The sequence below is a fragment of the Halovibrio sp. HP20-59 genome, from assembly GCF_033052795.2.
Classification (GTDB): Bacteria; Pseudomonadota; Gammaproteobacteria; order Pseudomonadales; family Halomonadaceae; genus Vreelandella.
On the sequence record NZ_JAWJUW020000004.1, the window covers coordinates 119,839 to 133,913 of the forward strand.

Genomic DNA, 14,075 nt, shown 5'->3' on the forward strand with positions numbered 1-14,075 from the left:
GATGAAGTGACGCTAGCGTGATACCCGGCTTAACCTTGTGTCGCAGGTTTGGCTGGGTCGTAGTTGATGACTCGCTGATCGACTTGCGAGAAGTCGAACTTGCTGGAACTCATCAGGCTGACACCGATGCAGACAATGGTGCTGACGCCATAGGCCATCAAAGAGGCCATCAATACCGTGTAGTCTTGCAGGAAGCCGATAAAGAAGTAGGCCAGTACGATAGCGCTGAGTGCACCAACGATTAAACCGACCCGGCGCCCGCAGAAGCCGAAGGCCATGAGGCCGAGCACCACACCACCGCCGACGGCAGCAAGTAACTCAAACAGCCCGGCGATCGCACCGACCATGGGCAGCAGCTCAAAGCGTGCCACGCAGAACATCAGCAAGCCTGCGATCACCGCTGAAGTGAAGGCCGTATTAGTGACTCGATCCCAGAAGCAGCTGGCGATGACCGGGAACACAATTGCGCCCCAGAGTGCACCAACGAAGACCAGCATGATCAGAATATCCATCGAGAAGCTGGCGAGAATCACCCCAATAATCGTCGCGACGATCATGGTCAGCCGGCCGATAAACAGCATTTTGGTGGGGTCGGGTTTGTTCTTGGCGATGTTCTTGCCGTACACATCGGCCATCACAATCGCGGACATGGCGGAAAGATCCGAGTCAGCGGTTGATGAGAGCGAGCCGATCACCAGAATAAAGAAAAGCCCGATAAACACCGGCGAGAGGTACATTGAAACCATCTGCGGGATCAGGTTGTTCATGTCGCCATCAATGGGCTCCATGCCGGTCATCAGCGCCATCAAACCAATCATGCCCAGGCCGATCACGATCGCACCGTAGCCAATGGTGGCGGTAATAAAGGTCGGTTTTATGTGGTCTTCACGCACGGCAAATAGCCGCTGGGAAATGGTCTGGTTGCCAATCGCGTAGGCCAGCACTGCCACAAAGAAGGGCGCACCTTGATTAAGGATGGCGTCCATTGAGAACAGATTCGCCTGCTCTGGCGTGAGGAGGCTCATGCCGTCCGATAATGTTTGCGGGCCGCCGAGGGCGAACATGACTGCTGGGATGATCAGAATAGCCACGGCCATCATCGCCATCAGCTGGGCAAAGTCAGTCAGCACCGAAGCGCGGAAGCCTGACCACAGCGTGTAGGAGAGCACCCCGACCCCGGCAATAATCACACCGGCCTGGAAGGAGAGGGGTGAGAGTACCGAGACCAGCGCGCCGGAAGCGGTAAAGTTGACCATCAGGCTGATGATGCTGCCCAGGATGTTGGAGGAGGCGAGAATCAGTTGGCTGGAAGAGCCGTGCCGGGCGTGGATAAGTTCACCCAGGGTATGGGCGTTGGGGGCCAGCTTGCGAAAGCGACGGCCAAAGGGGTAGATGAACAGGATCATCAGCGCGCCCCACAGCCCGTAATGCAAGGGGCCGGAAATACCGTAGGTATAACCCGAGGTGGCGGCGCCGTAGAACGAGGCCGCCCAGATCCAGGTAGCAGTCATGCTGGCAGCGCCAAGGCCAAAACCGATCTGGTGATTGGACACCATGAAGGCGTCAGTATTTTCCTTTTTCTTTTTAATCAGCAGTGTCAGTAAATAAGTGCCGCCGTAAAAGGCCGCCAGCAAGGCGAGCACCATCAGGGTCGAGAATTGATAGAAACTTTCATCGTTCATTGAATACCCATAGGCTTTGCAGCCCTAGCATCCTAAGTAACAACCACAGTTCCTTTTACGGAGTGGCCGCGACAGGACGTAAGCAAAAAACAGAACATCTTTCTAGGTATGTCTGTAGCGAGATGAAGCTGCGGTTGGCAGCCTGGTCGTGCAAGTTAAGGCGTTGGAAATGCCTTAATAGAGGGGGTCGGATTGAATGCGCGCAGAAAGCTGCAAAAAAGCACTGAGAGGATAGATCCGGATAGCTACCCTACGCCCTTAACCTCCAACAGTACAGGTAGAGGCGCTGGCAAGCCGGGCTAGGAGGAGTGCACAGTAGTGCGACGACACTCTGAACGATAGATGGTTTGTATTGGGGCGTTAGGCATCGGTGCCAAGCAATGAATGGTTGCTTCCCACCCAATCGGGCAGGAAGCAAAAACGGATAATCTGCAGCCTTTACAACGCTTTGACCATTGACGCAACGTTTGCATCAGAGTGCGTTGCGAAACGGCCTACTTTTCGAAGACCAGCGCATCAGGGTTGGCACCCAGTTCCTCAAGGGCTGTCATGATGCTCTCATTGAACGGGTCGGGGCCACAGACATAGAAGGCCTGGCTTGTATCGCTGATATGCGATTTAAGGAAGGTCTTGTCAATGACACCATCAAGGCAGGTGTGGTCGCCGGAGGGTTTTTCGTCGGTGATGACGTTGACGAACTGGCCACCTAGCATCGTCTTGAACTCATCCTTGAGGATGATATCCCGCTCAGTCTTATTGGAGAAAATCAGTTGGTTATTGCCGATCTCGCCCTTGTGATGCAAGTCGCGCAGAATGGCGATAAACGGCGTTACCCCCGCTCCGCCCGCCAGGAACATGCCTTCGTCTTTGTATTCGATGGTGCCCCAGGGCTCGCCAATAATCAGTGAATCCCCCTCACTAAGCTGCCCGATCTGCTGGGTGACGCCCTCGTGTTCCGGATAGATCTTGATAACGAATTCCAGCCACGGATCTGAAACAAGTGAAGAGAAGGTGAACGGCCGTTTCTCGTCGGTCCACCCTTCGCGGTTGACCGCTACCTCGGTCGCTTGTCCAGGCGTGAACGTGTATCCCTCCGGCTTGGCCAACCGTATCTGCTTAACGTCGTGGGTGAGATTACGGATTTCCTGGATTTCGAGTGTGTGGTCCATACGTCTCCTTATGCCTCTCATCGTTAGGTTGCTTTTTTTATGGTGGCCTCAGCAATGGCGCACTGTAAAGTCAGGCATTAAACGCAAGGAGACTTCGTGGAAAACCCCATGTACTGGAAAGCGTATTGGAAAACGTACTGGAAAGCGTACTGGGAACGGCATTAAACCCCCACTAGCCATTCCCAAAGATGGTGGTAGAGCGGTATACCAATCAGCACATTGAAGGGGAAGGTGAGCCCCAGTGATGCCAGCATGGCAAGGCCAATGTTGGCGTCTGGAATCGCGGCGCGAACGGCGACTGGCGCGGCGATGTAGGAGGCGCTGGCGGTTAAGCTGGCCAGAATCACCGCGGAGCCGGCAGGCAGCCCAAGCCAGAACGCCATCATCAGCCCAAAGCAGGAAAGCACGATAGGCGCCGTTAATGCGAAAATAATCAGGCGGCTATGTGCCCAGCGTAGGCTGCGCAGCGTTTCTGCTGCCACCAGGCCCATCTCCAGCAGGAACAGTGCCAGAATGCCCTGGAAAGCGTTGGTGTAAAGGCCGGTTACCGATGCGCCGGCATTCGGGCCGTATAGCCAGCCGATCAAAACACCGCCGACCAACAAAATAACGCCGCGATTGGTCAGGGTTTCATGCCATAAGTTGGCTGACGAGGTGTTTGCATCGGCGCGGCTAAAACGACGGTAGAGCATCAGCCCGAGCATAATGGCCGGTAGCTCTAGCAGTACCAGATAAAGGGTGACTTGCCCGCCGGTTACTAAGCTATGCGCTTCGGTGTACGCCAGGGCAACGGCAAAGGTGCCAGCGCTCACCGAGCCGTAGTGGGCGGCCAGGCTGGCGCTGTCGGCAAGCGATAGCCGTACCAGGTAGCGCACCACCGGAAACACTATCAGCGGAATGATAATGCCCAATAGCGTGACCCCGGCCAGTTCAATCAGCAGCGAGGTACTTAAGCTGCCGTGCAGCGCCATGCCGCCTTTAAGGCCGATGGTCAGCATCAACAGCAGGCTTAGAATGTCGTAAGCGGCTTTGGGGATGCTGAGGTCGGAGCGCACTACACCGGCGACCACACCCAGTACAAAAAACATGACCACAATATCCGGCACGGCAATTCTCCTTGAAGGGCTGAGTTTGAAAAGATGGGGTTTGAAAGAACGAGGTGGCTACTTTAGCGATCTGTATGAATTGATGAAAACAAATAAACTTTATACAGTCATAGATAACTATCTATGATGGTGTTCGCGATGAAATTACGTCAACTGACCTTTCGCTTGCTGCAAGTTTACGCCGATGTGGTACGCACCGGCTCGATTACCGCTAGCGCCAATCGGCTTCATTTGACCCAGCCAACGGTGTCTCAGCAATTAAAGCGGCTGCGTGAGATTGTTGGTGAACCCATTGTGCGCCAGGAGGAAGGCCGCATTGTGCCCACCGAAGTTGGCCAGGCGCTCTATCAACTGAGCCAGGATTTGCTCAGCCGCGCCGATGTGTTCAGCCAGTACCTGGAGGAATACAACCGCGGCGGGCGCGGCCATTTTAGTATTGGCTTGGTAAACACCGCACAATATGTGTTGCCGCGTTTATTGGGGCCCTTCAGTCAGGCTAACCCGCAGGTAGACGTCACAGTGGAGATCGGTAATCGCCAGCAAATGCTCAATCGTTTTGAGCGTCATGAAGACGACCTTTACGTTTTTAGTCACCCGCCGTCGGATGACGATGTACTGGCCGCGCCATTCCTTAGTAACCCGCTAGTGGTGGTCGGGCCGGAAAAGTGCCGCTGGGCCGACGTAAAAGACCTCACCATGGAGGCCTTGAAAAAAGAGCGATTCTTGCTGCGTGAGCCGGGTTCCGCGACTCGGCATACCTTCGATACCTGGCTTTACAGCGCGGGTATTGAGCTAACATCTACTCAGCAGATCGCCAGCAACGAGGCGATCCGGCTGGCGGTCGCCTCTGGCATGGGCCTGGCGGTGCTTTCCCGCCACGTGTTGGCGGATTCGCCCAAGGGCGTTCAAGAGCTGCCCTTAAAGGGTTTTCCACTGAAAAGCCGCTGGCACTTCGTGGTACGCAGAGAGCGACGCCTACCGCCCGCCGCCTATCGTTTTTTAAGCTTTGTACAAGGCTCGCTGGCTCAGGCATCTGATGCCCCCGAAGGCGAGATGGCAGTGGCTGAACTGCTTAGCGCCTTGGCCTCAAGTGGTAAGCAAGGTTAATACGTGGGCAAGTTGGCGTCCTGCTTCGCGTCGCTTCTCGAATAGCTCGTTATCGTGGGCCATAAGCCGCTCCTAAATACCAAGCTGAGACGGGGCGAGTTCCACCTTGGGTACTGCGCTAGCTAGACAGTGGCATCACCCCAGCGGACCCATCAAAAACCGCCTTTGCTTGTCACGTTTGCGTATAAAATCGAGAGATTAGCGTGAAATTTCACAAAATTTACTATAGTAATAAGAAAGCAGCTTCTCCAAACTCGGTGGGCTTCTCTTTGTTTTTTGTCTTGGGTAACCGCTGCGAAAGGAGGCCATATGCTGTTAAGAGGGTCATGTCATTGTCGAGCAGTGACGTTCAGTGTGAGATCACATCAACCCTATCCCTTTAACCGCTGTTACTGTTCGGTGTGTCGCAAGACGGCGGGGGGCGGTGGCTATGCCATCAACCTTGGCGGCAATAGCAAAACATTGATGGTAAAGGGTGACGAGCACATCACGGTCTATCAGGCCATCATCAATGGCGAGCAAAGCACGGCAGAGCGGCATTTTTGCAAGCATTGTGCTTCGTCGCTGTGGGTTTACGACCCCAATTGGCCTGAGCTGGTACACCCCTTCGCCTCAGCTATTGATAGCGAGTTACCCTCGCCACCCAAGCGCACGCACATGATGTTGGATAGCAAGGCGGAGTGGGTCGAAGTGAATGCGCCGATTCAGGACAAGTGTTTCTGTGCCTATCCGGATGAGAGCCTAGCCGAATGGCACCAACGCTTGGGGCTGGAGCGTTAGATCTTTGGGACAATTATGTTTGCTGAATTATGTTTGCTGGTAAAGCCATTTTACATCGGCACCAAATGACATAACTAACGATAGCAGCGCGCTGATGGCAAGCAGCCCGGTTAACACGTGTGAAGTTAGCGGCGTCAGCGCTAGTAGCAAGGCGGAAACCTGCCAAACACAGACGATTTTGCGTCGCAAACTAAGGGGCAGCGGCGCTTTTAGCCAAGTAAACCAACACCCGGCGATCACAAACAGGTACCGCATACCGCCAATCAACAGCACCCAAGGGCCCATTGATTCAAGCAGCAGGCCGACGCACAGCAGCATAATCAGCAGCGCATCAAGCTCCATATCAAAACGTGCCCCAAAGGCAGAGTGGCTTTGGGTGCGTCTGGCGACCCAGCCGTCTACCCCATCCAGCAATAGCGCTAACACGGCGATCAGCAGCCACTGCCAAATCACAGGCTCAAATGCTCCTGCAGCTAAGCCGCCTGCCACCAAGGCCACCAGCACGGCCCGCACTAACGTAACGCGATTCGCCCACCCGAGTGCCCCTTGTGGCCAGTAAATGACCACTAAGCTAGCGATCACAATGTACAGCCCCAAAGCGACGGTCCAATTAATCGGCTCGGCCATTAGGTTGGGCAAGAGTTGGCCCGCTATCAGCAGCAGCAAACCGCCTAACACCAGCTCCATAGCGGTTTGAAAGCGCTTGGATAATGAATAACACCCTGAGGTGTTCAAAAAGCGGAACATGAGGGCCTCTCACCGTAACGGCGTGACACACGGCTTATAAAATTATGCAAAAAATTTTATATGTACCATTCTTGTAGAAGGAGGTAGGGTTGTCCATACGTTTAAGACAATACATGCGTTAGTGCCTACTGACCAAAATTGTTAATCGAATATTTCATTTTCAAACGCTACGCTTAACAAGGGTGAGCCATTGATAAACGTTCCGTATGTAACAACGCCAAATTACTTAACGTGCAGTTCAATAGCGCAACACCGTATTCAATGGATTGAAAAAGAGCTCACGGCGTTTGAACTCGCAACCAGAGGAAATGGTTATGTCGGCGCCTGAATACGCGAATGCCTTTTGGGTAACACGCCCAGGGCAGGGTGAACTACGCCCTGAACCTTTGCCCACCGTGGCAACGGATGAGGTGCGTGTTCGCACGTTGTACAGCGGGATCAGCCGCGGCACTGAATCGCTAATATTCAACGGCCGTGTGCCCGAAAGCGAATACTCGCGTATGCAGGCTCCTTTTCAAGCCGGGGAGTTTCCTGCCCCGGTTAAGTACGGTTACTGCAGCGTTGGGCGCGTTGAACAAGGCCCTAACGCCTGGTTGGATAAAACCGTTTTCTGCCTGTTTCCCCATCAAGATCACTACGTCGTGCCCGCTTCTGCGGTGCTTGAAGTGCCTGCTAACGTGCCCGCCGCGCGAGCGGTGCTGGCCGCTAATATGGAAACCGCTGTTAACGGTGTGTGGGACGCTGAGCCCATGCTGGGCGAGCGGATATGTGTGATCGGTGCTGGCGTGGTGGGCACGCTGGTGGCGTATCTTTGTGCTCAGATTCCCGGTGTTAATGTGCAGTTGGTTGATATTAACCCCGAGCGCCGCCAGCTCGCCGCGCGACTAGGCGTGGCTTTCTGCACCCCTGAGCAGGTAACTCGTGACCAAGACTGTGTGATCCACGCCAGCGGGCACGCGGCTGGCTTACGCCAAGCGCTGGACGTCGTCGGCAGTGAGGGGCGCATTATCGAAATGAGCTGGTTTGGTGAAGGTGATGTGGCCTTGCCGTTAGGGGGTGCTTTTCACTCCCAGCGGCTGACGATTAAGGCCAGCCAAGTCGGCCAGCTGCCGGCTAAATTGCGCCCTCGCTGGGACTACCGGCGGCGCCTTTGTTTAGCCTTGAACCTGCTGGCAGATGAGCGGCTAGAGGCGCTTATTAGCGCTGAAAGCGACTTTTCCCAGCTGCCTAAATTGGCCCCTACGCTGTTTGACCGCGGCAGCGCCGAGCTATGCCATCGCCTACGGTACCCCTTTTAAGCGCATGTTTTAACGACTGTATTGTTTTTAACAAGTATTTGTTTTTAAAAAATTAATGACTGGGAGTGTGTATGTTTCGTTTATGTGTTCGTGACCACTTTATGATTGCCCACAGCTTTAAGGGAGAGGTGTTTGGGCCGGCTCAGCGTACCCACGGAGCCACCTATGTGGTGGATGTGGTTTTTCAGCGCCCAGAATTGGATGACGATGGTCTTGTTATTGATATTGGTCTGGCCAGTGAGACCCTCAAAGCCGTGCTGGCAGGCTACAACTATCAAAATCTGGATGAGGTGAATGAGCTGCAAGGCAAGAACACCACTACCGAGTTTATGGCCAAGGTGATTTTTGACCAGTTGGCGGCGGCGATTAACGCGGGCGAAATGGGCACGACCGCTCGTGGGCTGACCCATCTGGAGGTCAAGCTGCACGAATCCCATGTGGCCTGGGCAAGCTTTGAAGGCCCCCTATGAGCCAGCGTTTTAGCTTAATCGTAGCGGGTGACCCAGGTCAGCGTACCGGGGGGTACCTCTATGATGCCCACATCGTTTCGGCCTTGCGTGAACAGGGCTTTGATATCGATGTGGTTGGCCTGGATGGCCAATTTCCCGACGCAGATGCCACGGCGGCAGCCGAGCTTGCCATGGCGCTGGAAAGGCTACCCGAGAGCGCCTCGGTAGTGATTGATGGGCTCGCCATGGGCGCGTTGCCTGAGGTAGTTGCGCAGCATGCCCAGCGCTTGGATATCACGGCCTTACTGCACCATCCCTTAGGCGATGAGTTGGGCCTTAATGCCGCCGACCAACAGCGCTTTCATCGCAGTGAATTAGCCGCGTTAGCCGCTGTCGCGCGGATTATTGTGACCAGCCGTTTTACCGCCCGACGCCTGCCGGAACTGGCGGCCCGCTATGACGTACCGCTGAACGCGGTCGTCAGCGTGGTTGAGCCGGGTGTCGCCCAGGCGCCGATTAGCCCCGCCGCAGAGCCCGGTGAGCCGCTACGTTTGCTGTGTGTGGCCACGCTAACGCCGCGCAAGGGTCAGGATATCCTGGTTCAAGCACTAGCGGGCGTTGCGGGTGAGCATTGGCAATGCGACTGCTATGGCGGGGCGCGTGACCCAGCGTTCACCCAGCGCGTTGAGCACTTGATCGAGCAAAATGGTTTGCAAGCCAGCGTGCACCTGCACGGCGAGTGCAATGGCGAAACGTTAGAAGCTGCGTACCGACGCGCTCATGCGCTGGTACTGCCTTCATGGTACGAAGGCTACGGCATGGTCGTCACCGAGGCCTTGGCACACGGCTTGCCGGTTATAACCACCACCGGCGGCGCGCTTCGCGATACTTTGCCGGAAGGCGCCGGGTTGAGCGTCCCTCCGGGTGACAGCGATGCTCTGCAAGACGCCTTGAGCCGCTTTTGCCACGACCCCGAGTTACGCCACCGGCTGCGTCAGGGGGCTATTCAGGCGCGCGACCAGTTAAGCGACTGGCGGGCGGCGGGGGCTGCGTTCGCTGAAGCGTTAAGCGTGAGCAGCTTGCACGCCGGAAGTCAGTTCGCGTCTGATTGGTTAACGCTGCGCGAAGAGGCCGATCTTGCTTCACGCAGTCAGCCGCTTGCAGCGCTCGCCGCTGAATGGTTGGGCGCGCGAACAGCGAGCCCGTTGATAGCCGATCTTGGCTGTGGCCGAGGTAGCAATCTGCGCTTTCTTGCCCCGCACCTACCTGGCCCTCAGCGTTGGAAACTGATCGACCACGATGCTGCGTTGTTAGCGCAAGCGCGTCAACGCGCTGCCGATGTCAACGATATTGATGGGCAGCCACTGGCCGTTGAAACCCACTGCGTCTCTCTTGAACCGATTGACAGCGTTCCACTGCAGGACGCAGATTTGGTAACCGCTTCTGCCTTGCTGGATCTCGTTTCACAAGCGTGGATTGACGCATTGGTGGCCCGTTGTGCTGCGCAGCGCCAAGCGCTATTGATCGCCTTGAGCGTTACCGGGGAGTGGCACTTTATGGATCCCCAGGGCGAGCCGGTGCTGAACGACGAAGATCATTGGCTGCTAGCGATGTTTATAGCCCACCAGCGGCGTGATAAAGGCCTGGGAGCAGCCCTGGGAGGACAGGCACACAGCGCCTTAGTCAGCGCTTTAGAACAGGCAAGCTACCGTATTGAGCAGGCCTCAACGCCTTGGCGCTTGGCCGCCGGCGATAGCACTCAGCAACCGTTGATCAAAGCCCTGCTTGAAGGTTGGGCGGAAGCGGCAACAGAGCAAGCCCCGCAGGCAGCGGAACGGATTGCCCGCTGGTTGCAACAACGCCAGCAAGCAGTGGCAGACGGTGCGCTTGGGGTTTGGGTTGGGCACTGCGATTTACTCGCGATTCCCCCAGAGGAGGGCTAGCCGTATGCGCTTTGCACGCCCGTTATTTGCCTGGATAGACCACCCATGGCTCCGCCGTGGATTAATCAGCGCCGCGTTGTTGGGCGCCGTTGCGCTGTGGGTAGAGCCCCAGGCCATACTGGCTGAGATAAGGCGCTTTTCGGCCGGCTGGGTGTTGCTGGCGCTAGCGATCAGCACGTTGCAAGTTATGCTCTGCGCCTGGCGCTGGCAGCTCACCGCCGGGCTTATTGATGTGCCGTTACGGTTTACCTATGCCCTGCGCGAATACTATTTAGCGCTGTTAGTGAATCAACTGTTGCCGGGCGGTGTGTTGGGTGACGCAGGGCGCGCGCACCGCCATGCTCGCCAGGCAGAATTTCGCGGCGGTGCCTGGCGCGCGGTGATTATTGAGCGCGCCTCCGGGCAGGTTGCGGTGGCGATATTAACGCTAGCGGCGCTGCTACTTTCACCGCTTTGGCATGGCGCATTGGGCTGGCCAGTTTTGAGTACGCTGGCAGCGGCGGTGGGGGGCATCATTGTCACCGGGCTACTGTTCCGAAAGCGCGTTGGCGTTGGTTTAGCCCGCTCCCCCCAATGGTGTCGCGCTTTGGCCAGAGACTTGAAGCGCGGCTTATGTCAGCGCGGGGTTTGGCCGCAGCAATTGATCTCGTCGCTGGTAATCGTGATGAGCTACGGTTTAGTGATGGTGTGCGCCGCGCGGGCGATTGGCGTCGAGCTGCCTGCCTTGCAGTTGCTGGCGCTAACGCCGGTGCTGCTACTCGCGATGCTGATTCCCTTGTCGGTCGCTGGCTGGGGGCTTCGCGAAGGCACTGCCGCGGGCGTCTGGGCGTTAGTGGGCTTGCCGGCTGCCCAGGGCGTGGCAGTGTCGCTGGCCTACGGTGTCATCGTATTACTGGCCAGTCTTCCGGGGATTTGGGTGGCGTTAAGTCGTCGCCGCACGGCACAGCCGTCAGGTGGCGGCGTCGTTCAACCGCATGTCAAACAGCGTGTCGTCCCCGCAGCGGAACGTTCTCGTGGGCGGGCGCAGCGCACTCTCGAGGGTGTCAATAGGCGTCATTTTAAGCCCTGGTCGGCCGGAGCCAATCAGCAGTGGAGCGACCAGCAGGTGCAACCGGTCAACGGCCCTCGCTTCGATAAATTGGGACACGGTAACACCGCCACCTTCGATCAGTACGCGATGCAATCCGTGCTCAGCGAGCAGCGTAATGACGTCGTTGGGGGCAAACTGGCCGCTGCTGTTCAATGGCAGCACGCAGCGCTCTACGTGAGTGTTGACGGAGGTCGTTGCTACGCTGGGCCCAACGATATGCAGCGTCGCGGCGGACTGCGTCGTCAGCAGCGCCAAGTTATCCGGCAGGCGCCCGCGCGGGTCCAGTACCACCCGGGTCGGGTTGGCACCGCTAACATGGCGCACCGTCAGCTGCGGGTTATCCGCGCAGGCGGTGCCAACGCCAACCACCACCGCGTCTACCAAGGCCCGCAGCCGGTGCAGGTGGATCAAGCTCTGATGGCCGTTAATGTAATGCGAGTGGCCACTCTCAGTGGCGATTCGGCCATCCATACTTTGCCCCAGCTGCGCGATGACCCAAGCAGGGCGGCTAGCCAGCGGGGTCAAACAATCCAGCAGTTGGCGCGCTTCAGGCGTCACCGTTCGCGGCGATTGCCATTCACCGTTGGACGCCAGGGTGATGGCAACCGAGCAGGGGCGCTGGTGGTGCAATGCCAGCAGCCATTGCCAGGCATCTGCCAGCGCAATATCGCTTTCTTGATAGATAAACCCCGTGTCGATATGGGAGTCGGGCATGACGCCTCCGCGCTAGAGAATCCGCTTTATCATGCGGCGCATGTCGGTTTAGCGCAAGCGCGTAACGTCCCTCACGCCAGGAAGCCAGGAGGCCTACATGTATCAGATTGAACGAGCTATTTTCGATATACGTCGGGGATTACCAGTGATGGTTAATGCCGGTGGAGAGCGCTTGTTAGTGCAAGCGCTGGAAGGCAGTGAGTCGGTGGAAAACCTCGCTCAAATGGCGGGGGCGCGGCCTTCGTTAGTCCTCACTCGCCACCGTTTGGCAGCGATGGGGAGCTCGCTAAATGCAGAGGCGGGCAGCTTGCCATTAGCCGCCAATATAAGTGTTAGCGAGCTGCAGGGATTAGCCACGGCGGAAACTTGGCCGCAGTCTCCCAGTGGGTTGATGCGTGATTTAAAACCGGCGGGGCTGGCTGAGCGTGGCGCTGTTGCGTTGATGCGCCGGGCGCTGCTAATCCCTGCGGCGCTATGCGCGTTTGTGAGTGAAGCCGCCTCGGCCACTATTGATCAACAGCTGGCCGACGGGCGGCTGCTGGAAGTGGATGCTGGAGAGGCGGAGCAATGCCTGGCCGGTGCGCCTGGTATGCTCAAACGCGTCAGCGAAGCGCACATTCCCCTGGAAGATGCAGCTCATAGCCGCTTTGTGCTTTTCCGGGAGCCGGACGGCTTGCGTGAGCATGTGGCCGTTGTCATCGGTGAGCAGGCGCACTGGCAAGGTGCCGTGCCGTTACGCATGCACTCGGCGTGTTTGACGGGGGATTTGTTTGGCAGCTTGCGCTGCGACTGCGGCGAACAGCTGCGCAATGCCGTGGCGGATATACAAGCCATGGGCGGCGGCGTGCTGCTTTATTTAGCCCAAGAGGGCCGTGGCATTGGTCTGGCCAATAAGCTGCGCGCCTATACCTTGCAGGACGGCGGCCTGGATACCGTGGATGCGGATCAAGTGCTTGGCTTTGGCGACGACGAGCGCCAGTACGCCGTGGCGGTTGATATGTTAAACGCGCTTGAGATCAACCAGGTGCAACTGCTGACCAATAATCCTTTGAAAATGGAGGCGCTGCGCCAAGGCGGTATCGAGGTGGTATCGCGTCAGGCACTTTACGGTAGCGTTACCGACCAAAACCACCGCTATTTAAATGCCAAGGCCACCCGCGGTGGTCACTTGCTGGAAGACGTGTTGAGCGACCAGCGCTAAGCCTTTTTCAGCGGCGGGAGCTGGGCGGTTTCCGCCACTACTGCCGCCAGCTGACTAGCATAGTGCTGCACCAATCGTTCTCCTAGCGCCGCGTTGGCGTGAGTCGCGTCACCCGCCACGCCCTGCGGGCTTAGGTCTTCAGCTAACCAGGCAAACGCGGCGGCACCTTCGGCACTGACCAACGCAGCGTCTGGCGGTGCGGCAGTGGGGGCGGCTGAGTAATCGTCGAGTTGCACTAACGAAGGCGCCAGGTAGCGCATCATGGCGGTTTCAAGCAACCCTCCGTGTAAGCCGTAGCGCAGTTCGTCGGCATCGATTGCCCCTTCCAGTGCGGGTAGGCGTGTGTAAGTCGCTTTGACGACGCGCATGCCATACCGCCGCCGCAGCGTTAGACCCGCTAGGTCCATGACCGCTTTATTCCCCCCGTGGCTGTTAAGCAGTACCAGACGGTGTATACCCGCGCGAGCCAAACTGTCGCCATAGGCTTCTAAGGTGGCAATCGCCAGCGGTGCAGGCAGGCTTAGCGTACCGGGGAAGCTTGCGTGCTCGTCGCTGGCTCCCACGGCGATAGGGGGCAGGCAAATCACGTCAAGAGCGGGATCAAGCATCTCCAGCATGGCGGCCTGCAGTCCTTCGCCGATTGTCAGGTCAGTGGCGAGGGGCAGGTGCGTGCCGTGCTGCTCAATGGCGCCGAGTACCAGCACGGCCACAGGGTCGCGTTGGGCGAAATCAGCGAGCTGTGGAGCGGTCAGCGTTTGCCAGTGATGAATCATAAGGGGAAGGGCCTTG

Annotated in this window: 12 protein-coding genes and 1 pseudogene; 7 read left to right on the forward strand and 6 right to left on the reverse strand. The window is 57.3% G+C overall.

Annotated elements, in window-relative coordinates; translation table 11 throughout:
* Positions 1-29 precede the first annotated feature (29 nt).
* From RZA33_RS06220 to RZA33_RS06230, 3 genes are all read right to left on the reverse strand, one after another.
* Positions 30-1,682, reverse strand: coding sequence for a sodium:solute symporter family protein (locus RZA33_RS06220; protein ID WP_317506990.1), 1,653 nt, complete (start codon positions 1,680-1,682; stop codon positions 30-32).
* 494 nt (positions 1,683-2,176) lie between these two features.
* On the reverse strand, positions 2,177-2,851 hold the full coding sequence (locus RZA33_RS06225; RefSeq protein ID WP_317506991.1) for an FAD-binding oxidoreductase: 675 nt from the start codon (positions 2,849-2,851) through the stop codon (positions 2,177-2,179).
* Between the two features lie 161 nt (positions 2,852-3,012).
* Entirely contained in the window at positions 3,013-3,957 is a 945-nt protein-coding gene (locus tag RZA33_RS06230; protein WP_317506992.1) for a sodium-dependent bicarbonate transport family permease, read from the reverse strand.
* A 138-nt stretch (positions 3,958-4,095) separates the two neighbouring features.
* Between RZA33_RS06230 and RZA33_RS06235 the strand changes: the two genes are divergently transcribed.
* Together RZA33_RS06235 and RZA33_RS06240 are read left to right on the forward strand one after the other, a co-directional pair.
* The gene (locus RZA33_RS06235) at positions 4,096-5,064 is read left to right on the forward strand and encodes a LysR substrate-binding domain-containing protein (RefSeq protein ID WP_317506993.1); all 969 of its coding nucleotides are present in this window, start codon (positions 4,096-4,098) and stop codon (positions 5,062-5,064) included.
* A 309-nt stretch (positions 5,065-5,373) separates the two neighbouring features.
* Positions 5,374-5,844: a GFA family protein gene (locus RZA33_RS06240; protein WP_317506994.1), complete on the forward strand. Its 471-nt coding sequence runs from the start codon at positions 5,374-5,376 to the stop codon at positions 5,842-5,844.
* A gap of 27 nt (positions 5,845-5,871) precedes the next feature.
* Here the strand turns inward: RZA33_RS06240 and RZA33_RS06245 are convergent, their stop codons facing one another.
* Positions 5,872-6,591, reverse strand: coding sequence for a CDP-alcohol phosphatidyltransferase family protein (locus RZA33_RS06245; RefSeq protein WP_317506995.1), 720 nt, complete (start codon positions 6,589-6,591; stop codon positions 5,872-5,874).
* Positions 6,592-6,905: 314 nt separating this feature from the next.
* Here RZA33_RS06245 and RZA33_RS06250 point away from each other — a divergent pair, with 314 nt between their 5' ends.
* The 4 genes and pseudogenes from RZA33_RS06250 to RZA33_RS06265 all read left to right on the forward strand — a co-directional run.
* A complete protein-coding gene (locus RZA33_RS06250; protein ID WP_317506996.1) occupies positions 6,906-7,889 on the forward strand; it encodes a zinc-binding alcohol dehydrogenase in 984 nt (327 codons plus the stop codon).
* 71 nt (positions 7,890-7,960) lie between these two features.
* Complete coding sequence (locus RZA33_RS06255; RefSeq protein WP_317506997.1) at positions 7,961-8,359, forward strand: 6-carboxytetrahydropterin synthase; 399 nt, start codon at positions 7,961-7,963, stop codon at positions 8,357-8,359.
* Positions 8,356-10,281 carry a glycosyltransferase gene (locus RZA33_RS06260; protein ID WP_317506998.1) on the forward strand — a complete coding sequence of 642 codons (1,926 nt, stop codon included), beginning with the start codon at positions 8,356-8,358 and terminating at the stop codon, positions 10,279-10,281. The genes RZA33_RS06255 and RZA33_RS06260 overlap by 4 nt, the downstream gene beginning before the upstream one ends.
* Before the next feature lie 4 nt (positions 10,282-10,285).
* Positions 10,286-11,176 (forward strand): annotated as a pseudogene (locus RZA33_RS06265) (lysylphosphatidylglycerol synthase transmembrane domain-containing protein); the annotation flags it as partial.
* 54 nt (positions 11,177-11,230) lie between these two features.
* Here the strand turns inward: RZA33_RS06265 and RZA33_RS06270 are convergent.
* On the reverse strand, positions 11,231-12,085 hold the full coding sequence (locus RZA33_RS06270) for a RibD family protein (protein WP_317507171.1): 855 nt from the start codon (positions 12,083-12,085) through the stop codon (positions 11,231-11,233).
* Positions 12,086-12,182: 97 nt separating this feature from the next.
* On the opposite strand from RZA33_RS06270, the gene ribA reads away from it, so the two are divergent.
* Entirely contained in the window at positions 12,183-13,286 is a 1,104-nt protein-coding gene (gene ribA, locus RZA33_RS06275) for a GTP cyclohydrolase II RibA (RefSeq protein WP_317506999.1), read from the forward strand.
* On the opposite strand, the gene RZA33_RS06280 is transcribed toward ribA, so the two are convergent.
* Positions 13,283-14,059 (reverse strand): creatininase family protein, encoded by a 777-nt coding sequence (locus RZA33_RS06280; protein ID WP_317507001.1) that lies wholly within the window; start codon positions 14,057-14,059, stop codon positions 13,283-13,285. The two genes, ribA and RZA33_RS06280, sit on opposite strands and share 4 nt — an antisense overlap.
* Positions 14,060-14,075: the final 16 nt, after the last annotated feature.